Raw genomic sequence first — 20,535 nt, 5'->3', positions numbered from 1 at the left:
GGTTGATGAAAGAGGGAAGGGCAGGTTGCACGGTAAACTGGGTGTGGTATTGTGAAAAGTGCCATATCAGGAAAAATTTAAGGTGCCACGCATGCCCGATGCTTTCATGGATGCCGCGCTCTCGGTTCCCCCAACCCTGCTGGAGCAGGCGCTGGACCACGGCCCGGGGGCCGCGCCCCTGCGGCGCCAGCTGTTCCAGCGGCTGAGGCAGGCCATCCTGGACGGGCGGCTGGCCGCCGGCAGCCTGCTGCCCGGGTCGCGCGCCCTGGCCGAGGGCCTGGCCATCTCGCGCAATACCGTGACGGCGGCGTATGAGCACCTGCTGGCCGAGGGCTATGTGCAGTCCGACCGACAGGGCACACGGGTGGCAGCGCTGTCGTCGCCATCGGTGGCCGCGTCCGGCCCGCAGCCGGCCGTACAGCTTCCCGCCACGGCCGCGCGCCTGGCGCTCATGCAGCCCAGGGCTGCGCGCCCGGGGCCGGCCCATTGGCTGAGCCCGGGCATGCCCGCACTCTCGCAGTTCCCATCTGCTGCCTGGCGCCGCGCGCTCGACCGCGCGGTGCGCGACGGCGGCCCTGCCGCCCTGGCCTATGGCGATCCGCTCGGCGAAATGGCGCTGCGCACCGCCATCGCGCGCCACCTGGCGCTGGCGCGGGGCGTGCGCTGCACGCCACAGCAGGTGGTGATCACCGAAGGCGCTCAGGAGGCCCTGGTGCTGTGCGTGCGCCTGCTCACCAACCCGGGCGACACCGCCTGGGTGGAAGACCCCGGCTACCGCGGCGCCCAATCGGCCCTGCACGCGGGCGACCTGCGCACGTTGCCGCTGCGGGTGGATGCGCAGGGCCTCGTGGCCGACGAGGCCGATTGGCGCACGCGCACGCCGCGCCTGGTCTATACCTCGCCCTCGCACCAGTATCCGGGCGGGGCGGTGCTTTCGGTGGCGCGGCGGCTGGCGCTGATGGAGCAGGCGCGCCGCCATGGCGCCTGGATCATCGAGGACGACTACGACAGCGAGTTCCGCCATGCGGGCGAGCCCATCGGCGCCATGCAGGGCCTGGCCGATGGTGCGCCGGTGCTCTATGTGGGCACCTTCAGCAAGACCATGTTCCCCGCGCTGCGCATCGGCTTCGTGGTGCTGCCCGAGGCGGTGCTGGCCGCCGTGCGCCTGCCCTTGGCCGAGATGCTGCGCGGCGGCCAGCGCCATGCCCAGCTGGCGCTGGCGGACTTCATCGACAGCGGCCAGTTCAGCCGCCACCTGGGCCGCATGCGCCGCCTGTACCGCGAGCGCCAGCACCAGCTGCGCGCCGCGCTGGCGCAGCACCTCACGGTGCCGCATGGCATCGAGGGCGGGCATTGCGGCATGCACCTCATGCTGCGCCTGCCGCCCGCTTACCCGGACCAGGCCATCGCTACCGCAGCGCGCGGGCACGGCATGGCGCCCGCGCCGCTGTCGGCCTTTGCCCTGCAGCCCCGGCGCGAGGACAACGGCCTGGTGCTGGGCTATGGCCACACGCCCGTGGAGCTGTTTGCGCCGCTCGTGCAGCGGCTGTCGCAACTGGCACGGGACGCCCGCCGGGCGTGACCCCCCCGCCATGTGCGATGCCTGCCATGCCCCACGGGCAGTGCTGGGCATTGGGGCGCATCCGCGTGCGCAAGCGATACTCGCAGGTTCCCGTCTTTCGTATGCGTACTTATTTTCAATTCACCAGCCGTGTGGTGCTGACCCTAGCAGTGGCCTGGGCTGCGGCCGCCGCCTGCGTCGCCCTCAAGACCCCGCTGCCGTGGATGATCGGGCCGCTGCTGGCCACCTCGCTGCTGTCCATCGCCGGTGCGCCCACCGAGAGCTGGGGGCCGTTGCGCAATGGGGGGCAGTGGACCATTGGCGCGGCGCTGGGCCTGTATTTCACGCCCCAGGTCATGGGCCTGGTGGCTGGCCTGTGGTGGGCGATTGCGCTGGGCATCGTCTGGGCGCTGGTGCTGGGCTGGCTGTTCGGCGCCTGGCTGTACCGGGTGCATGCGCCGCGCATGCACGGCGTGCCGGCCAGCATGATGCGTGCGACCAGCTATTTCTCGGGGGCCATCGGCGCCGCGTCGGAGATGACCCTGCTGGCCGAGCGCGAGAACGCGCGCACCGACCTTGTGGCCGCCAGCCACAGCCTGCGCCTGCTGATCGTCACCGTGACCATTCCCTTCGCCCTGCAGTGGAGCGGCCTGCACGGCATCGACATCCTGCCACCCGCCATGCGCGTGGTGGACTGGCCCGGTCTCGCACTCATGGCCGTGCTCACGGGTGCGGGCGCGCTGGCGATGGACAAGCTGGGCCGGGCCAACCCCTGGTTCATGGGTGCGCTGGTGGTGTCCATGGGCTTTGCCATGGCGGGCATCAGCTTCTCGGCCGTGCCGCAGTGGCTGGTGAATGCCGCGCAACTGGTGATCGGGGTCAGCTTGGGCGTGCGCTTCCGGGCGGATTTTCTGCGCGCCGCGCCGCACTGGCTGGCCAGCGTGGCCGTGGGCACGCTGGGGCTCATGGGCATCTGCGCATTGTTCGCCGCCGTGCTGGCCTGGGGCACGGGCCTGCCCTGGGTGACGCTGCTGCTGGGCACCTCCCCGGGCGGCATCACCGAGATGGCCATCACGGCCAAGGTGCTGCAGCTGGGCGTGCCCGTGGTCACGGCCTTCCAGGTGTGCCGTCTTATTGCCGTGCTGATCCTGGTGGAACCGCTGTTCCGGTGGATATATCCAGCTGAGTGACAGCCATTGGCGCCCGTGAGCGCCGATGGGTCAGTGGACGACTACGGGGTTTTGCGCGAGGCCGGCATAGCGGTCCAGGGCATCTTCCACTTCTTCCTGCGTCGGGGTGTCGCGCTGCCAGGCCAGGATCTGCTGCTGGAACATCTCGGCCCACGATCCGTCCAGGTACACCTCCTTGCCCGAGCGCTTGTCCACGATTTCAAAGCCGTGGCGTGCCAGCTGGGGCTTGGGTGGTGCGGTGTCGTTGAGTGCCTGGCCAACGGACTCCCGGGCGTCGGGCAGCATATGGACCACCACAAAGGATTCGGAGTCGTAGAGCATGTGCATCGTGTTCCCTTTGTCGATATGAATGTCAGATGACAGCGGGTCGGCAGAGTTCAAGGCTTGTGGGCTGGCCCTGCGTGGTAACAGTATTTCACGAATTGTGCGAAGCGGTGGCCCCGCAGGGGTATTTCGCAGGCGGTGGGGATAACGCAACACCGGCGGGAGTGCAATCCTTACGGGCATTTGGCCGGTCCGGCCGCCTGCTGAGGCGCCACGGCCTACGGCGCCTCAGGGCTTTTCACTACCGCGCAACAAGAGGTCCGCAAAGTCGCCATTCGACTGGGTGAGCTTGATGCGCGCGGGCAGGTAGCCCAGGCCCGGGGCCAGCCACAGCTCTGCCTTCTGATCGTAGTCGCGCCGGGGTAGGCGCAGCAGCTTGAGGGTGGGGGTGGCGCCTACCGGCAGGTTCAGGGTCTCCGGGGCTTCGATGCTGAAGGTCCAGCGGTCGGCGTTGCGCGCGCTCACCGTGGTCAGCGTGATCTGCGTGCCCGGGGTGTAGCGGGCCGGGTCGGCCGCCAGCATGGCCGCCAGCTGGATGAACATGCTCAGCCGGTCCTGCGCACCCGGGCCGATGGCGGCCTGCGGCGTGTTGGCGCTGAAGGTCACGCGGCCCTGCGCATGGTCGAAATGCGCGGCCTGCTCATTGCGCGAGCGGTCCCCGAAGCGCTCGGGCTGCAGCCCTTGGGCGCTGACCAGGCCCGTGCTGCGCTGGGTGCGCGAGCCGATGAGGAAGGCGCTCACTTCCTGGCGCGCCTCGTAGCGGCTGCCATCGTGCTGCCACAGCAGCTCGGCCCGGGCCGTGTATTCGAATTTCTTGGCCTGTCCCTTGACCTCGTAGGTCAGCCGCACGGGAGGCGGAATCTGCACCGGCGGTGGCGTGGCACTGGCGTTCTGGCCCGTGCCGCTGCCGGGCGGGGCGATGTCGATGCCGGCGGCCGTGGGGTTCACCTCCACCGGGGTGGACGCGGGTGCGGCCGGTGCGGCTTCTGCCGCCACGGCGGCAGAGGCCGCAGGCTCGGGCGTGGCAGCAGGCGGTTCGACCGCTGCGGTCGCCACCTCCATGGGGGGCTCGAGGGGGGCGACAGGTTCCGGCGGTGCCGTTGGCGGCTCGGTGGAGGGCGCTTCGGCAACCGGTGTGGGGCGCGGCGGCCTCTTGCGTGGGGCGGGTGCCGGTGCGGCGGGCGGGGTGGCAGGGGTGGCTGAAGGGGCCGGTGCCGCCACGGGCGCGGCGGCAATGGTGCGCGTGCTGAAGACCTTGCCTGAGGGAGCGGCCGGGCTGTCCCACACCAGGGGCACTCCTTGGAGCAGCAGCCAGTGCAGCGCCAGCACCAGCGCGGTGAGGGCGATCAGCGCGCGCCGGGGCATCAGCGGGGCTGCCCGTGCGTCATGCGCAGCCCGCGCCCAGATCGCGCGACAGCTGGCCCGCAGCGGCGCGCAGCGGGGTGTCGATGGCGCCGCCCCATTCGGGGTCGAAGGTGGCGATGGAGCCCAGCGTGGTGATGCCCAGTTCCAGGTGGCCGTCGGCATCGAACACCGGCGCGCAGAAGCCCACGATGCCGGGCAGCAGGGTGTCCACCACACGCGCCGCGCCGCGCTCGCGCACCTCGGCCAGTATGGTCTGCACCTCGGCCATGGTGGTGGGCAGGTCGGTGCGGCGCATCTTGCTGGCGCGGGCCAGTTCTTCCTTGAGCAGGGGGGCGGCCACCTCGGGCGGCAGGTGGGCGGCGAAGCAGCGGCCGGTGGCCGAGGCCAGCAAGGGCATCACGTCGCCCAGCCGCAGGTTGGCGGTGACGGCCTGGGGCGACTCCTCCCAGTGGACGATGGTGGGCCCATGGTTGCCCCATACCGCCAGTGCCAGGGTGTGGCCGATGTCTCCCATGAGGGCCGGCATGCGCTCGCGCGCCAGTCGCACCGCGTCGAGCCGCGCCAGCGATGCCAGGCCCAGCTTGAGAGCCGCCGGGCCCAGGTCGTAGCGCGCGGTGCGGCTATCCTGCGTGACCAGGCCCAGGCGCTGAAAACTCACAAGGTAGCGGTGGGCCTTGGCGGCACTCATGCCGGCCGAGGCCGCCACGTCCTTGAGCATCAACGGGCCTCGCGCATGGGTGAGGCCTTCCAGCAAGGCAAAGCCGACTTCCACGGACTGGATACCTGCACGTTCTTTGTCCATGTGCACTAAAATTTGGTAGTTTTGTTTAGTTAAATCAATTTACCCAAGCGTAATTTTCGCCAAGGGTTGTGCCATCCACCTTCCAGAGACAGAGGTTCTGCCCCATGAAACTAGCCACTTACAAAGACGGCTCGCGCGACGGCCAACTGGTCGTCGTTTCGCGCGACCTGGGCACGGCCCATTATGCGACCGGCATTGCCAGCAAGCTGCAGCAGGTGCTTGACGACTGGGGCTTCCTCTCGCCCCAGCTGCAAGACGTGTACGACCAGCTCAACGCCGGCCGTGCGCGCCATGCCTTCCCCTTCGACTCCGCCCAGTGCATGGCCCCGCTGCCACGCGCCTACCAGTGGGCCGACGGCTCGGCCTACCTCAACCACGTGGAGCTGGTGCGCAAGGCGCGCAATGCCGAGGTGCCCGAGAGCTTCTATACCGACCCGCTGATGTACCAGGGCGGCAGCGACGACTTCATCGGCCCCTGCGATGACGTGGTGGTGCCCAGCGAGGCCATGGGCATCGACTTCGAGGCCGAGATCGCGGTCATCACCGGCGACGTGAAGATGGGTGCCACGCCCGAGCAGGCGCTGGACGGCATCCGCCTGGTGATGGTCGCCAACGACGTGAGCCTGCGCAACCTGATCCCGGCCGAGCTGGCCAAGGGCTTCGGCTTCTTCCAGAGCAAGCCGGCCACCGCCTTCAGCCCCGTGGCCGTGACGCTCGACGAGCTGGGTGGCGCCTGGAACCACGGCCGGCTGGACCTGGTGGTGCAGTCCACCTGGAACGGCCGCAAGGTCGGCATGTGCGATGCCGGCCCCGAGATGACCTTCCACTTCGGCCAGCTCATCGCCCACGTGGCGAAGACGCGCAACGTGCGCGCCGGCTCCATCATCGGCAGCGGCACCGTGAGCAACAAGGGCGTGGAGCAGAACGGCCGCACCGAGTGGCCCAAGGGCTACAGCTGCATTGCCGAAAAGCGCTGCATCGAGACCATCCAGGACGGCAAGCCCAGCACCGAGTTCATGAAGTTCGGCGACACCATCCGCATCGAGGTCAAGGGCCGGGACGGCGCGAGCATCTTCGGCGCCATCGACCAGGCCATCGTGGAGCCGGGGTGAGAATGCACCCCCTGAGTCGCTTCGCGCCTTCACCCCTCTCTCGCATTGCTGCGCAATGCGGGAGGGGGACGCTCCCAGCGCGGCGGGGCGGCCCTTGCGCGGGAGCACTGGCATGTGACGCGCCAGTTTTGCAAGCAGTGGGCGATGCGTAACACCTTGAACACCTTGGGCCATTGATATGCCCAGCCCTTTCTTGCCATCACCAGGCCGCTGCCTGCGCGCAGGCCTTGTCTGTCTGGCCTTGCTGGTGCCGGCCCTTGTAGTGCATGCCAAGAGCGACGCCACTGCCTGCCCACCCGCCGCCACCCCCATCGGCCCCGCCGATGCCGAGGCGGCCCGCCGTGACGACCGCGACCGCGGCCTGCTCTGGCGCATCGAGAAGGACGGCCGCACCAGTTGGCTCTACGGCACCATCCATGCCGCCGAGCGCGGCTGGGTGCTGCCCGGACCTGCGGTGCGCGAGGCCTTGCGGCGTGCTGACCGCATCGCGCTGGAGGTAGACCTGATGGACCCGGCGGTCGCCGGTGGGCTGGCCGCCGCCGTGATGCCTGGCCCCAATACGCCACCCCTGCCCGAGCCCCTGGCCAGGCGCTTGCGCGTGCAGAGCCAAGCGCTGTGCGCCGATGCGGCGCTGGCGCGCCTGCGGCCGGAGATTCAGCTCATGTCGCTGGTCGGCCTGGCCGCGCGCACCGCAGGGATCGATCCGGCCTATGGCATCGACCTGTTCCTCGCGGGTCTGGCGCGCGCAATGGACAAGAAGGTCGTCTCGCTGGAGTCGGCCGAGGCGCAGATCGCGCTGCTGGTGTCGGACGACCCGGCCAAGGTGGCTCGCACCATGGACGAGGGCCTGCGGCAGCTCGAAGGCGGGCAGGCCCGAAAAATCATTGCCACCCTCACACGTGCCTGGGCCGACGGCCAGCTCGAAACCTTGCGCCACTACGGCGACTGGTGCGACTGCCTCAAGACCGCCGAAGACCGCGCCGACTACGCACGCATCGTGGAGGGCCGCAACCCTGCCCTGGCCGCCGGCATCGCAGCGCAGCATGCGGCGGGCCACGCGGTGTTCGCGGCCGTCGGCGTGCTGCACATGGTGGGCCCCGAGGGCCTGCCGGACCTGATGGCCGCCAAGGGGTTTCGCGTGACGCGCGTGCCCCATGCCCCACCGGGCGCACGTCAGCGCAAGCCACCGAATGCGCCGCAATAGCCCCCTTTCCAGTTTCTCTTTTTTCCTTCCTGCAACGGAGACAACAACCATGACCTTGCAACGCCGCACCGTTCTTTCCGCACTGGCCGCTGCCGGCGCGTCTGCCGCCGCCCCCTGGGCCCAGGCCCAGGCTGCCTGGCCCGACCAACCCCTGCGCTGGGTAGTGCCCTACCCGGCCGGCGGCGGCACTGACGTGCTGGCCCGCACGGTGGCAGAAGCCATGCGCCAGACCCTGGGCCAGCAGATCGTGGTGGACAACCGCCCCGGCGCGGCCACCAACATCGGTGCACAGCTGGTGGCCACCGCCAAGCCCGACGGCAACACCTTCATGTCGGCCGACAACGCTGTGCTTGCCTTCAACGAGCACCTGTTCACCAAGCTGCCCTTCAACCCCGAGAAGGACTTCACTTACGTGGGCGGCATCAGCCGCTTTCCGCTGGCGCTGGTGGTGCACCCCTCGTTCGAGGCCAAGACCGTCAAGGAATTCCTGGCCTACGTGCGCGCCAACCCCGGCAAGGTCAACTACGCATCGCCCGGCAACGGCTCACCGCACCACCTGGCGATGGAGATGTTCAAGAACCGCACCAAGACCTTCTTGACGCACATCCCCTACCGCGGCGCAGCCCCCGCGCTGCAGGACGTGATGGGCGGCCAGGTGCCGTGCATGTTCCTCGACCTGGCGGCCGGCCTGCCCGTGATCACCTCGGGCAAGGTGCGCGCCCTGGCCATCGGCTCGGCCAAGCGCGTGGCGGCCTTGTCCGACGTGCCCACCCTGGCCGAAGCCGGCGTGCCCAACACCGAGGTCTACGCCTTCCAGGGCATCCTCGGCCCTGCGGCCCTTCCGGCGGCCATCGCCGCGCGCCTGAACGGCGACCTGAACAAGGCGCTGGCCAACCCCGCCGTGCTCAAGCGCATGACCGATTTCGGAATGGAGCCGCTGCCCGGCACGCCCGAGCAGTTCCGCACCATGGCCCGCGCTGAATCGAAGCGCTGGGGCGAGATCATCAAGGCGGCGGGCGTGAAACTCGACTGAGTGGTCTTCACCGGGGCACTCTACCCCCGGGCCATAGGGTTGCCATCGCCGGGTGCACCGGCGATAGTGGCCCCTTTTCTTGTCCAAGCGATGCCCGCCCCCATGCCCGAAGACGTCGTCTGCGCCCGTATCCAGCTCCAGCCCGGCTCTCTGTCCCGGGTGCAGGAATGGGCGGAGCACCTGCGCACCCATCGCGACGAAGCGCTGCAGACCCTGGCGGCCGAGGGCGTGACGGTGGAGTCGGTGTTCCTCGACTCGGGGGCCGAGGGCGACTTCCTCGTCTACTACATGCGCTCGGGCTCGCAGCAACTGGCGCAGGAGGTGGCCGCGCGCTCCGTGGCGGCCATCGATGCCTACCACCGCGCCTTCAAGCGCGACACCTGGGCCCAGGTGCGGCGGCTGGATTTGCTGCTGGACCTTGCACGCACTCCGTGACCTGGGGTTTTCCCTGGTCTGAACCGTGTCGATATCCGCCATGGTCGAACGTCGTAGGTTCTAGAGGGCCGTCCTCTGTTTCACAGCACCAACCATGACTACCACCGGCACCGTACGCCTGCACCGCGTGATCCGCTCCACGCCCGACCGCATCTACCGCGCCTTTCTTACGCCGCAGGCCCTGGTCAAGTGGCTGCCGCCGCACGGCTTCACGGCCGAGGTGCATGCCCTCGATGCCCGCGTGGGTGGTGAGTACCGCATGTCGTTCACCAACCATGGTGCGGGCGGCAGCCATTCGTTTGGCGGCACCTACCTGGAGCTGGTGCCGGGGGAGCGCCTGCGCTACAACGCGCGCTTCGACGATGCCAACCTGCCCGGCGAAATGACCACCACGGTCACGCTGACACCCGTGTCCTGCGGCACCGAGATGAGCGTGGTGCAAGAGGGCATCCCCGCCGTGATCCCCACCGAGTCCTGCTACCTGGGCTGGCAGGAGTCGCTGACGCTGCTGATCCAGCTGGTCGAGCCCGATATCCCGGCCGGATACTGAGCGTGCGCACGCAAGGCAGGCACTGCGGCTTTTTGCCATACTGTGGGCGTATTGCACAGGCGCAGCCGTTGCGCCCTCCAAGGAGCCATCCCCCATGTCCTTCGAAATCTGGTTCGCCTTTGTCGCCGCCTGCGCGGTGATGCTCATCATCCCCGGGCCCACCATCCTCACGGTGATCAGCTATTCCATGGCCCACGGGCGCCGCGCCAACGTGCCGCTGGTAGCGGCCGTGGCCCTGGGCGACTCGACGGCGCTCGCCGTGTCGCTGCTGGGCCTGGGCACGCTGCTGGCCACTTCGGCCTTCTGGTTCACGGTCATCAAGTGGGCCGGTGGCCTGTACCTGCTGTACCTGGGCATCAAGATGCTGCGCGCCGGCGTGGGCGTGGCCGAACTGGCCGCGCCCAAGGCCCCGGGCTCGCGCTGGAAGCTCTTTGCCAACACCTACCTGGTGACCGCGCTCAACCCCAAGGGCATCGTGTTCTTCGTGGCCTTCTTGCCCCAGTTCATCCGCCCCGGTGCGCCGATTGCGCAGCAGCTGTGGATTCTGGCCGCGACCTTCGTCACGCTGGCGGCGCTCAATGCCACGGCCTATGCCGTGTTTGCCGGTTCGGCCAGCCAACTGCTGGCTTCGCCGCGGGCGCAGCGCCGCTTCAACCTGGCAGGGGGCTCGCTGCTCAGCGCTGCGGGCGTGTGGGCCTTGATGGCCCGCCGCCCGGTGTGATACGGATTTGCCTTCAACCGCATAACGTCGTTGGTTCGCCTTGCCGTGCTACAGCACTGTCTGCGGCTCCCGCCTAGTTATACGATCGAATGCAAATCCGTATGAGGGGAGGAACTGCGCGCTTGCCTGGCGCATCCGACTACCGGTTTGAGTTGGTGTGCGCGCAGGATCTGCCGATGCTGCATGACTGGCTGCTGCGGCCGCATGTGGCGCAATGGCGGGGGCCGGCCGAATCCATCGAGCAACTGCACGCGGACCATGTGGCCGGGCAGGGCGCACCCGGCGCCACGCTGGCGTACATCGCCTCGCTGAACGGAGAGCCTGTGGGGTTCATCCAATCCTATGTGGCGATGGGCTCGGGCCACGGCTGGTGGGAGGATGTCACCGACCCCGGGGTGCGCGGCATCGACCAGTTCCTGGCGCATGCGGACGAGGGCCTGTTCACCCTAATTTCGGGGATCGCGTTGCCCGGCCTGGGGGCTGGATGCAAGGCGCCCATGCGCAGCAAGGTAGGCACCTTGCAAGCGCGGGCAACGCCGCAGACGGCCCCCAGGCCGGGCAACCCGAAGGGAAGGCCCTTGCCGGCGCGCCACTCGTCGTTGCGCTCCTTGCGTGTGCAAGGGCACACGCAAGGAGCGCGCCTAGATTGGCACACCGGCAAGAGCCTTCGCGACCCCGAAATTAGGGTGAACAGGCCCTGGCTGAACCAGGGCATGGGCCGCGCCATGGTGCGCGCCTTCACCGCGCAACTGCTGGCCGACCCCGCCGTGAGCCTGGTCCAGACGGACCCCAGCCCCGTCAATGCGCGCGCCATCCGCTGCTATGTGCGGGCCGGTTTCCAGCCGGTGCGAGAGGTCATCACGCCAGACGGTGCAGCGCTGCTCATGCGCTGCGTACGTACCAGCCTGGACCGCTGAGCGGGAAGGCCATTGCGGCGACAGGGTCGTTCCGGTAGATCGCTAGACGACCGGTCTAATCGGTGCACAATAGCCCCGTGACCACCGAACAACCCTCCACCCGCACCCACATCCTTCGCTGTGGCGAGCGCCTCATTGCCACCAAGGGCTTTGTGGGCGTGGGGCTGGCCGAGATCCTGGCTGCGGCCGGCGTGCCCAAGGGCTCGTTCTACCATTACTTCAGCTCCAAGGAGCGCTTCGGCGAGGCCCTGCTGGCCAGCTACATGGAGCGCTACCTGGCCCACCTCGAGCAGATGCTGGCACCCGATGGCCAGCCAGCACGCGCACGGCTGATGCGCTACTGGGCCTACTGGAACGTATCGCAGTGCGGGGTGGACGGCCCGGCCTGCGATGCGGGCGCAGGCGAAGGCAGCAAGTGCCTGGTCGTCAAGCTCAGCGCCGAGGTGGCCGACATGTCGGACACCATGCGCATCGCCCTGCGCGATGGCACCACGCAGATCGTGGCGCGGCTCGCCCGCTGCCTGCGCGAGGCCGTGCAGGACGGTTCGGTGCCGGCGGCCACGGACCCCGAGGCCATGGCGCTCACGCTCTACGAAATGTGGCTGGGCGCCAGCCTGCTGGCCAAGCTGCGGCGCGATGGGTCGTCGTTCGAGCACGCGCTGCGCGCCACCGAGGCCTTGCTGGACGGCGCGGATGCCGGGCACAGCGCTCCAATGGCACCCGCCAGACCGCAAGCCGCACATGCGCAGAGGAGCCGGGCCGCGCCTCGCGGGGGCAAAGGCAAGGCGCCGCGCCTGACTGCCTGAAAGCAGTCGTGTCAGTACCGCGTCATGCCCATTTGAATAACTAGCCGACCGGTCTACTTAGACCGAATTCCTTCCCACTCTTCACCACCACAAGCCCACGGAGATCCCATGCTCAATTTCGACTTCCACAACCCCACCCACATCGCCTTCGGCAAGGACCGCATCGCCGACCTGGACAAGCTGGTGCCGCCCCATGCCAAGGTGCTGATCCTGGTGGGCGGCGCCAGCGCCGAGAAGACCGGTACGCTGGCCGAGGTGCGCACGGCGCTCGGCGCGCGCCAGCACGCCACCTTCAGCGGCATCGAGCCCAACCCGAGCTACGAGACCTCGATGAAGGCCGTGGCGCAGATCCGCGAGGGCGGCTTCGACTTCCTGCTCGCCGTGGGCGGCGGCTCGGTGATCGATGCGGTGAAGTTCATCGCCGCTGCCGTGAGGTTCGAGGGCGGAGATCCCTGGGCCATCCTGGAGCAGCATGGCCGTAACGTCACCGGCGCGCTGCCCTTCGGCTCGGTGCTCACGCTGCCCGCCACGGGCTCGGAGATGAACAACGGCGGCGTCATCACGCACCGCGCCAAGGGCGCCAAACTGGCCTTCGGCAGCAAGCACACCTACCCGGTGTTCTCCGTGCTCGACCCGACCAAGACCTATACCCTGCCACCCCAGCAACTGGCCAACGGCGTGGTCGATGCCTTCGTGCACACGGTGGAGCAGTACCTGACCTACCCGGTGGACGGCGCGGTGCAGGACCGGTTTGCCGAAGGCATTTTGCAGACGCTGATCGAGGTGGGCCCGCGCATCCTGGCCGCGCCCGAGCCGGTGTATGCCGACCGCGCCAACCTGATGTGGACCGCCACGCTGGCGCTCAACGGCCTGATCGGTGCCGGCGTGCCGCAGGACTGGGCCACGCACATGATCGGCCATGAGCTGACCGCCCTGCACGGCATCGACCATGCGCGCACGCTGGCCGTGGTGCTGCCCTCGCTGCTCGACGCGCAGCGCGCGACCAAGGCCGCCAAGCTGCTGCAGTACGGCGAGCGCGTCTGGGGCATCCGCACCGGCACCGACGACGAGCGCATCGACGCCACGATTGCCGCCACGCGCGATTTCTTCGAGCGCATGGGGATTCCCACGCGGCTGTCGGCCTATGGCGTGGGCGCGGACAGCGTGGACAAGCTGGTTGCGCAGCTCGAAGCGCACGGCATGGTCACGCTCGGCGAGCACCGCGACGTGACACCGGCGGTGAGCCGCCGCGTACTCGAAGCCGCGCTGTAAGCCTTTTCTCCTCCCTCCATCCAACCTGAAAGCCACACCATGACAAAGAAAATCCTGATGGTCCTGACCTCCCACGACCAGCTGGGCGACACCGGCAAGAAGACGGGCTTCTGGCTCGAAGAGTTTGCCGCGCCGTACTACGTGTTCAAGGACGCGGGCGTGCAGATCACCCTGGCATCGCCCAAGGGCGGCCAGCCGCCGCTGGACCCCAAGAGCGACGACCCGGGCGCGCAGACCGATGCCACGCGCCGCTTCAAGGCCGATACCGACGCACAGAAAGTGCTGGCGAACACCGTGGTGCTGGCCAGCGTGCGCGCCGAGGACTTCGACGCCGTGTTCTACCCTGGCGGCCACGGCCCACTGTGGGATCTGGCCGAGGACGCGCAGTCGATTGCGCTGATCGAGAAGACCTTTGCAGCAGGCAAGCCGCTGGCGCTGGTCTGCCATGCCCCCGGCGTGCTGCGCCACGCCAAGGCACCGGACGGCAAGCATTTGGTCGCTGGCCGCAAGGTCACCGGATTCACCAACACCGAGGAAGAGGCCGTGCAGTTGACCAAGATCGTGCCCTTCCTGGTGGAAGACATGCTCAAGGCCAACGGCGGCCAGTACTCCAAGGGAGCCGACTGGGCGCCCTATGTGCTGACCGAAGGCAACCTGATCACGGGCCAGAACCCCGCATCGTCGGAGCAGGGCGCACACGCCGTCCTCCAGCAACTGGGCTAAAGCCCGGCCCCGGGGCTTCGGCCCTAGCGGATCAGTGCGGCAGGATGCCTGGCAGCAGCGGCCGGGCCAGCCGCTGGCGCCACCACTTGAGCGCCTCGCCCATGTGCTCGGGCTTCCAGGCCAGCCAGAAGGTCTCGTCTGCCCGGGGCTCCTGCACCACCAGCTCCACCAGGATGCCGGTCTCCAGCTCGTGGCGCACACAGGCGCGCGGCACGAAACCATGGCCCAGGCCCGCAGCCTGGCAGGCGATCTTGGCCTGCATCGAGGGCACGGTGATGCGCCGCTGCCCCGCCAGCAGGCCCACCGTGCGGTCCGACAGCGATCGCGCGCCGTCCCCCACCACCACGGCTGTGTGCTCCAGCAGGTCGTTGCGTGCCAGCGGGCGCTTGAGCTGCGCCAGCGGGTGCGTGGCCGTCACGCAAAACGCGAACTCCAGGCTGCCCACGGCCACGGCCTTGTAGCCGCCACCGGCCGGGCCCTCGCCTGCGGCCACCACGATGTCGGCGCGGCCCTCGCGCAGCGCCTCCCACGTGCCGGTGAGCGCCTCGCAGCCGATGCGCAGGCGCGTGCCGCAGTGGAGGTCCTCGAAGGCGCAGATGTCGTCGTTGAAGGCGCTGGTGGGGATCAGCGAGTCGTGCACCAGCCGCAGCTCGGACTCGAATCCCGTCGCGATCTGGCGCATGCGCGATTCCAGGTGGCCCGCTGCCACCAGCAGCCAACGCCCCTCCTTGAGCATCTCCTGCCCCGCAGGGGTCAGCGCCACGCGCGGCCCGTTGCGGGTGAACAGGGCAAAGCCCAGCTGTTCTTCCAACTTGCCGACCGCATACGAGATGGTCGAGGGCACCTTGTGCAACTGCTCGGACGCACCTGCAAAGGAGCCGTGCCGGGCGATGGCATCCACGAGTTCAATGGCTTCGAGGGTCAGCTTCAGCATGGTGGAGTGCGTGCAATTTTCATCATCGAAATTATCGATCATAGGGCGCTGCATGTTTCAACCTAAGGACCCCTCTGCGGCGAGATACTTTCTTCACCCGAGCACTGCGCTATCTGACAACTGCCAGATGGCAGGCCCAGGTACTCAGTGTGAACCCCATCGAATCTGAAGAAAGGAAATCACCATGCTCGACATCCGCAAAGCCCACCAACGTGGCAACGCCAACCACGGCTGGCTGCATTCGCGCCACACCTTTTCGTTCGGCCACTACCGCGACCTCCAGCAGCAAGGCTTCTCGGACCTGCTGGTGATCAACGACGACCGCGTGTCACCCGCAAAAGGCTTCGGCACCCATGGCCACCGCGACATGGAAATCTTCTCCTACGTGCTTGAAGGTGCACTGGAGCACAAGGACTCCATGGGCACAGGCTCGGTCATCCGCCCCGGCGACGTGCAGATGATGAGCGCCGGCACCGGTGTGGAGCACAGCGAGTTCAACCATTCGGCCGACACCTCTGTGCACTTCCTGCAGATCTGGATCGTGCCGGGCGTGCGCGGTGCCGCCCCCCGCTACCAGCAGGTGCACTTCAGTGAAGCCGACAAGCGCGGCCGGCTGCGCCAGATCATCTCGCCCGAGGGCACCGATGGCTCCCTGGCCGTGAACCAGGACGCCCAGGTCTATGCCGGCCTGTTCGATGGCGATGAATGGGCCACGCTGGACGTGGGTGCCGACCGCCATGTGTATGTGCATGTGGCCCGCGGCAGCCTCACGGTCAACGGCGAGCGCCTGTCCGAAGGCGATGGCGCCCGCATCCGTGAACCTGAGGCGCTGCGCTTTGCCGATGGCGAGCAGGCCGAGGTGCTGGTGTTCGACCTGCGTCCCAACGAGCTGCCCGCGATGCCCCGCTGAGTTCGATCCTTCTTCAACGTCTTTTTCAATTTTCAGGAGATTCCCATGACGCCCATCGCCAAGCCCACCGCCGGTTCTACGCTGCTCACCCCCAACGACCACACCCTGGTGATGATCGACTTCCAGTCGCAGATGGCCTTTGCCACGCATTCCATCGATGCGATCACGCTGCGCTCCAACGCCGGCCTGGTCGCCAGCGCGGCTGCGGGCTTCGGCGTGCCGACCATCCTCACCACCGTGGCAGAGAAGAGCTTCTCGGGCCCCATGTTCGAGGAAGTCACGGCCCCGTTCCCGGGCCAGGCGCTGCTGGACCGCACCTCCATGAACACCTGGGAAGATGCTGCGGTGATCGAGCGCGTCAACGCCATCGGCAAGGGCCGCATCGTGCTGGCCGGCCTGTGGACCAGCGTCTGCATCGTCGGGCCGGCCCTGTCGGCACTGGACCAGGGGTTCGAGGTCTACGTGATCGCCGACGCCAGTGGCGACATCTCCACCGAGGCCCACAACCGCGCCATGGAGCGCATGGTGCAGGCCGGCGCACGGCCCATCACCGCGCTGCAGTACCTGCTGGAGCTGCAACGCGACTGGGCCCGCACCGACACCTATGACATGACGACGGGCATTGCGAAGAAGTTCGGCGGCGGCTACGGCTTGGGCATCACCTACGCGAAAAGCATGTTCAACGCGCACGAAGGTTGATGGGCTGCGCTTTCCCCGAGTCACCCAACAGCCCCGAGGGGTGCCCGATACTGCGGAACCTCGCCATCTCCCGCCTCTGAAGGAATCCCTCCCATGGCCCAGACCAGCACGCCCGACCTGATCCTGCACCACGGCCGCTTCACCACGCTCAACCGGGCCCAGCCCACGGCCAGCGCCGTGGCCATCGCGGGTGGCCGCTTCACCCAGGTCGGTACGGACCGCGAGATCCTGCCGCTGGCCGGCCCTGGCACGCGCGTCATCGACCTGCAGGGCCGCTCCGTCCTGCCCGGGCTCATCGACAACCACCTGCACATCATCCGTGGCGGCCTGAACTTCAACATGGAGCTGCGCTGGGACGGCGTGCGCAGCCTGGCCGACGCCATGGCCATGCTGCGCCGCCAGGTGGCGGTGACGCCCGTACCGCAGTGGGTGCGCGTGGTGGGTGGTTTCACGGAACATCAGTTCGCCGAGAAGCGCCTGCCCACGATTGCCGAGCTCAATGCCGTGGCGCCCGACACGCCGGTGTTCATATTGCATCTGTACGACCGCGCCCTGCTCAATGCTGCGGCGCTGCGTGCCGTGGGCTACACGCGCGAGACGCCCGCGCCCCCGGGCGGCGAGATCGTGCGCGACAGCGCGGGCAACCCCACGGGCCTGCTGCTGGCCAAGCCCAATGCCGCCATCCTGTACGCCACGTTGGCCAAGGGCCCCAAGCTGCCGCACGACTACCAGGTCAACTCCACGCGCCACTTCATGCGCGAGCTCAATCGCCTGGGTGTCACGGGCGCCATCGACGCGGGCGGGGGCTTCCAGGCCTATCCTGACGACTACGCGGTGATCCAGGAGCTGGCCGATGCCGACCAGCTCACCATCCGCCTGGCCTACAACCTGTTCACGCAAAAGCCCAAGCAGGAGAAAGAGGACTTCCTGCACTGGACGGAGACCTCGCAGTACAAGCAGGGCACGGATTACTTTCGCCACAACGGCGCGGGCGAGATGCTGGTCTTCTCGGCCGCCGATTTCGAGGACTTCCGCCAGCCCCGGCCCGACATGGTGCCGGAGATGGAGGACGACCTGGAAGGCGTGGTGCGCATCCTCGCGCAGAACCGCTGGCCCTGGCGCATGCACGCCACCTACGACGAGACCATCACCCGCGCGCTCGACGTGTTCGAGAAGGTGAACCGCGACACACCGCTGGCTGGCCTGAACTGGTTCTTCGACCATGCCGAGACGATTTCGGAGCGCTCCATCGACCGCATCGCCGCGCTGGGCGGCGGCGTGGCCGTGCAGCACCGCATGGCCTACCAGGGCGAGTATTTCGTCGAGCGTTACGGCGCAGGCGCCGCCGAGGCGACGCCACCGGTCAAGCGCATGCTGGAAAAAGGCGTCAAGGTCTCTGCCGGCACCGACGCCACGCGCGTGGCCTCGTACAACCCCTGGGTGTCGCTGTCCTGGCTGGTCACGGGCAAGACGGTGGGGGGCCTGCAACTGACCCCGCAGCGCAACTGCCTGGACCGCGAGGCCGCGCTGCGCATGTGGACCGAGAACGTCACATGGTTCAGCAACGAGGAAGGCAAGAAGGGACGCATCGAGGTGGGCCAACTGGCCGACTTGGTGGTGCCCGACCGCGACTTCTTCGCCTGCTCCGAATCCGACATTGCCGACACCACGGCCCTGCTCACCGTGGTGGGCGGCAAGGTGGTCTATGGCGTGGGCGACTTCGCTGCGCACGACGGTGCCGCGCCGCCGCCCGCCATGCCCGACTGGTCGCCGGTGCGCACCTTCGGCGGCTACGGTGGCTGGTGCGACCAGGAAGGCAAGCCATTGCAGGCGGCCTTGCGCCAGGCGGCGGCCGCATGTGCCTGCGCCAACGACTGCAATGTGCATGGCCACCAGCACGCCACGGCCTGGAGCAGCCAGCTGCCGATTGCCGACCTCAAGGGCTTCTGGGGCGCCCTGGGCTGCGCCTGCTGGGCGGTGTGATGGTGGAAGCCCTCCATTCCGCAGCGACCGCACCCTGGGTGCAGTCGCTGGCCCTGCTGTGCCTGTGCGCGGCCTACCTGCAGGGCGGCCTGGCCAAGGCACGCGACTTCGCTGGTGCCGTGGCCGAGATGCGGCACTTCGGCCTGGCGCCGGCCGCGCCGCTGGCGGCCGCCACCATCGCGCTGCAACTCGGGGCCCTGGCGCTCGCGGGCTTCACGGTGCTGGCCGCCTTCGTGGCCGACCGCTTCTGGCAGGCAGCACCGGCCGAGCGCCGGCGCGCGGCCAACGCATTCTTTGAACACTGGGGTCTGGCGGGCGGTTTCGTGCTCGTGGCCTGGCACGACCTGGGAGGCCTGCATGGCACATGAACACGACCACCATCACCCTGAAACCGCTGCGCCGGCTGCAGTGTCCGCTGCGCAGTCCGGCAGCTTCGCACCCTTGCGCCTGCCGGTGTTCGCGGTGCTCTGGGCCGCCACGGTGCTGGGCAACATCGGCAGCTTCATGCGCGATGTGGCCAGCGCCTGGATGGTGACCGAGCTGTCCACCAGCCCGACGGCCGTGGCCCTGGTACAGACGGCGGCCACACTGCCGATCTTTTTGCTGGCGCTGCCGGCGGGCGTGCTGTCGGACATTCTGGACCGCCGGCGCTTCCTGATCGGGGTGCAGATCCTGCTGGCCGGCGTGAGCGGCGCCCTGCTGCTGCTGGCGCAGACCCACACCCTCACGGTGGAGTACCTGATCGCGCTGACCTTCCTGGGCGGCGTGGGCGCGGCCCTCATGGGCCCCACCTGGCAGTCCATCGTGCCCGAGCTGGTGCCGCGCAGCGAACTGCGCAACGCCGTGGCGCTCAACTCGCTGGGTATCAACATTGCACGCGCCGTGGGGCCCGCAGTGGGTGGCCTGCTGCTGGCCAGCTTTGGTGCGGCTGCGGCCTATGGCCTTGATGTGCTGAGCTATGTGTTCGTGGTGGCGGCCCTGCTGTGGTGGCGCCGGCCGCCGGCCGTGGACACAGGGCGCAACGAGCAGTTCTTCGGCGCCTTCCGGGCCGGCGTGCGCTATGCCCGCGCCAGCCGCGAGCTGCACGTGGTGCTGCTGCGCGCGGCGGTGTTCTTCCTGTTCGCGAGCTCCGTGTGGGCGCTGCTGCCGCTGGTGGCCCGGCGCATGCTGGGCGGTTCGGCCGGTTTCTACGGTGTGCTGCTGGGCGCCGTGGGGGCCGGCGCCATCCTGGGCGCCGTGCTGCTGCCCCGCCTGCGCCGCTGGCTCGATACCGATGGCCTGGTGCTCACTGCCTCGCTGCTCACGGCGACCGTGATGGGCGCGCTGACCCTGGCGCCGCCGCAGTGGGCGGCGGTGGTGCTGATGCTGGTGCTGGGCTTGGGCTGGATCATCGCGCTGACCACGCTCAACGGCGTGGCCCAGGCCGTGCTGCCCAAATGGGTGCGCGGGCGCGGCCTGGCCATCTACCTCATGGTGTTCAACGGCGCCATGGCCGCGGGCAGCCTGGGCTGGGGCCTGGCGGCGGGGCAACTGGGGCTGGCGACAACACTGCTCATCGGTGCGGCCGGGCTGGTGGTGGTGGCCTTCGTGTTCCACCGCGTGAAGCTGCCCACGGGCGAGGCCGACCTGCAGCCCTCGCGCCACTGGCCCGAGCCCCTGCTGGCAGAACCTGTGGCGCACGATCGCGGTCCGGTGATGGTGCAGGTGGAGTACCGCATCCGCAAGGAGGACCAGCCGGCCTTCCTGGCCGCCATGCAACTCGTGGCCACGGAGCGCCGCCGCGACGGTGCCTATGCCTGGGGCGTGGCCGAGCACACGGGCGAGCCGGAGCGTGTGATCGAATGGTTCCTGGTCGAATCCTGGGCCGAGCACCTGCGCCAGCACGACCGCGTCTCCCAGGCCGATGCCGACCTGCAGGCCCAGGCGCTGCGCTTTCACCAGGGGCCCGGCAAGCCCGTGGTGCACCACTTCCTGGCGCTGGCGCCCGGGTGAAG

The 20,535-nt window shown here is 68.6% G+C and carries 21 protein-coding genes; 17 read left to right on the top strand and 4 right to left on the bottom strand.

Annotated features, from left to right (window positions below; all coding sequences use genetic code 11):
• The first annotated feature begins 91 nt into the window (after positions 1-91).
• Complete coding sequence (locus QYL93_RS10890; protein WP_370876962.1) at positions 92-1,582, top strand: PLP-dependent aminotransferase family protein; 1,491 nt, start codon at positions 92-94, stop codon at positions 1,580-1,582.
• A 101-nt stretch (positions 1,583-1,683) separates the two neighbouring features.
• Positions 1,684-2,751: an AbrB family transcriptional regulator gene (locus tag QYL93_RS10885; RefSeq protein WP_305743675.1), complete on the top strand. Its 1,068-nt coding sequence runs from the start codon at positions 1,684-1,686 to the stop codon at positions 2,749-2,751.
• A gap of 30 nt (positions 2,752-2,781) precedes the next feature.
• On the opposite strand, the gene QYL93_RS10880 is transcribed toward QYL93_RS10885, so the two are convergent.
• The 3 genes from QYL93_RS10880 to QYL93_RS10870 all read right to left on the bottom strand — a co-directional run bounded on the left by QYL93_RS10880 (position 2,782) and on the right by QYL93_RS10870 (position 5,242).
• The gene (locus tag QYL93_RS10880; protein ID WP_007848772.1) at positions 2,782-3,078 is read right to left on the bottom strand and encodes a DUF3567 domain-containing protein; all 297 of its coding nucleotides are present in this window, start codon (positions 3,076-3,078) and stop codon (positions 2,782-2,784) included.
• A gap of 225 nt (positions 3,079-3,303) precedes the next feature.
• Complete coding sequence (locus QYL93_RS10875) at positions 3,304-4,440, bottom strand: DUF3108 domain-containing protein (protein WP_305743674.1); 1,137 nt, start codon at positions 4,438-4,440, stop codon at positions 3,304-3,306.
• A gap of 19 nt (positions 4,441-4,459) precedes the next feature.
• The gene (locus QYL93_RS10870) at positions 4,460-5,242 is read right to left on the bottom strand and encodes an IclR family transcriptional regulator (protein ID WP_305743673.1); all 783 of its coding nucleotides are present in this window, start codon (positions 5,240-5,242) and stop codon (positions 4,460-4,462) included.
• Positions 5,243-5,346: 104 nt separating this feature from the next.
• Between QYL93_RS10870 and QYL93_RS10865 the strand changes: the two genes are divergently transcribed.
• The 10 genes from QYL93_RS10865 to QYL93_RS10820 all read left to right on the top strand — a co-directional run bounded on the left by QYL93_RS10865 (position 5,347) and on the right by QYL93_RS10820 (position 14,015).
• Positions 5,347-6,354, top strand: a complete 1,008-nt coding sequence (locus tag QYL93_RS10865; protein ID WP_305743672.1) for a fumarylacetoacetate hydrolase family protein — start codon at positions 5,347-5,349, stop codon at positions 6,352-6,354.
• Positions 6,355-6,532: 178 nt separating this feature from the next.
• Positions 6,533-7,558, top strand: a complete 1,026-nt coding sequence (locus tag QYL93_RS10860) for a TraB/GumN family protein (RefSeq protein WP_305743671.1) — start codon at positions 6,533-6,535, stop codon at positions 7,556-7,558.
• A 55-nt stretch (positions 7,559-7,613) separates the two neighbouring features.
• Positions 7,614-8,591: a tripartite tricarboxylate transporter substrate binding protein gene (locus tag QYL93_RS10855; RefSeq protein ID WP_305743806.1), complete on the top strand. Its 978-nt coding sequence runs from the start codon at positions 7,614-7,616 to the stop codon at positions 8,589-8,591.
• Positions 8,592-8,693: 102 nt separating this feature from the next.
• A complete protein-coding gene (locus QYL93_RS10850; protein ID WP_305743670.1) occupies positions 8,694-9,026 on the top strand; it encodes a DUF6176 family protein in 333 nt (110 codons plus the stop codon).
• A 94-nt stretch (positions 9,027-9,120) separates the two neighbouring features.
• Positions 9,121-9,576, top strand: coding sequence for an SRPBCC family protein (locus tag QYL93_RS10845; protein ID WP_305743669.1), 456 nt, complete (start codon positions 9,121-9,123; stop codon positions 9,574-9,576).
• A 94-nt stretch (positions 9,577-9,670) separates the two neighbouring features.
• The gene (locus QYL93_RS10840) at positions 9,671-10,297 is read left to right on the top strand and encodes a LysE family translocator (RefSeq protein WP_305743668.1); all 627 of its coding nucleotides are present in this window, start codon (positions 9,671-9,673) and stop codon (positions 10,295-10,297) included.
• An 89-nt stretch (positions 10,298-10,386) separates the two neighbouring features.
• Positions 10,387-11,214, top strand: a complete 828-nt coding sequence (locus tag QYL93_RS10835; protein ID WP_370876961.1) for a GNAT family N-acetyltransferase — start codon at positions 10,387-10,389, stop codon at positions 11,212-11,214.
• A gap of 77 nt (positions 11,215-11,291) precedes the next feature.
• Complete coding sequence (locus tag QYL93_RS10830; protein ID WP_305743666.1) at positions 11,292-12,020, top strand: TetR/AcrR family transcriptional regulator; 729 nt, start codon at positions 11,292-11,294, stop codon at positions 12,018-12,020.
• A 108-nt stretch (positions 12,021-12,128) separates the two neighbouring features.
• A complete protein-coding gene (locus tag QYL93_RS10825) occupies positions 12,129-13,292 on the top strand; it encodes an iron-containing alcohol dehydrogenase (protein ID WP_305743665.1) in 1,164 nt (387 codons plus the stop codon).
• A gap of 39 nt (positions 13,293-13,331) precedes the next feature.
• Positions 13,332-14,015 (top strand): type 1 glutamine amidotransferase domain-containing protein, encoded by a 684-nt coding sequence (locus QYL93_RS10820; RefSeq protein ID WP_305743664.1) that lies wholly within the window; start codon positions 13,332-13,334, stop codon positions 14,013-14,015.
• A 31-nt stretch (positions 14,016-14,046) separates the two neighbouring features.
• Here the strand turns inward: QYL93_RS10820 and QYL93_RS10815 are convergent, their stop codons facing one another.
• Positions 14,047-14,949, bottom strand: a complete 903-nt coding sequence (locus QYL93_RS10815; protein ID WP_305743663.1) for a LysR family transcriptional regulator — start codon at positions 14,947-14,949, stop codon at positions 14,047-14,049.
• 184 nt (positions 14,950-15,133) lie between these two features.
• Here QYL93_RS10815 and QYL93_RS10810 point away from each other — a divergent pair, with 184 nt between their 5' ends.
• The 5 genes from QYL93_RS10810 (at position 15,134) to QYL93_RS10790 (ending at position 20,533) form a co-directional block, all read left to right on the top strand.
• Positions 15,134-15,859, top strand: coding sequence for a pirin family protein (locus tag QYL93_RS10810; RefSeq protein ID WP_305743662.1), 726 nt, complete (start codon positions 15,134-15,136; stop codon positions 15,857-15,859).
• 45 nt (positions 15,860-15,904) lie between these two features.
• Positions 15,905-16,558, top strand: coding sequence for a hydrolase (locus QYL93_RS10805; RefSeq protein ID WP_305743661.1), 654 nt, complete (start codon positions 15,905-15,907; stop codon positions 16,556-16,558).
• Between the two features lie 93 nt (positions 16,559-16,651).
• Complete coding sequence (locus tag QYL93_RS10800; RefSeq protein ID WP_305743660.1) at positions 16,652-18,541, top strand: amidohydrolase; 1,890 nt, start codon at positions 16,652-16,654, stop codon at positions 18,539-18,541.
• Positions 18,541-18,909, top strand: a complete 369-nt coding sequence (locus tag QYL93_RS10795; RefSeq protein ID WP_305743659.1) for a DoxX family protein — start codon at positions 18,541-18,543, stop codon at positions 18,907-18,909. Before QYL93_RS10800 ends, QYL93_RS10795 begins: the two co-directional genes overlap by 1 nt.
• Positions 18,899-20,533 (top strand): MFS transporter, encoded by a 1,635-nt coding sequence (locus QYL93_RS10790; RefSeq protein WP_305743658.1) that lies wholly within the window; start codon positions 18,899-18,901, stop codon positions 20,531-20,533. Before QYL93_RS10795 ends, QYL93_RS10790 begins: the two co-directional genes overlap by 11 nt.
• Positions 20,534-20,535: the final 2 nt, after the last annotated feature.

The sequence above is a fragment of the Acidovorax sp. A1169 genome, assembly GCF_030704685.1.
Classification (GTDB): domain Bacteria; phylum Pseudomonadota; class Gammaproteobacteria; order Burkholderiales; family Burkholderiaceae_C; genus Acidovorax.
This window is presented reverse-complemented; position numbering and strand designations above follow the sequence as displayed.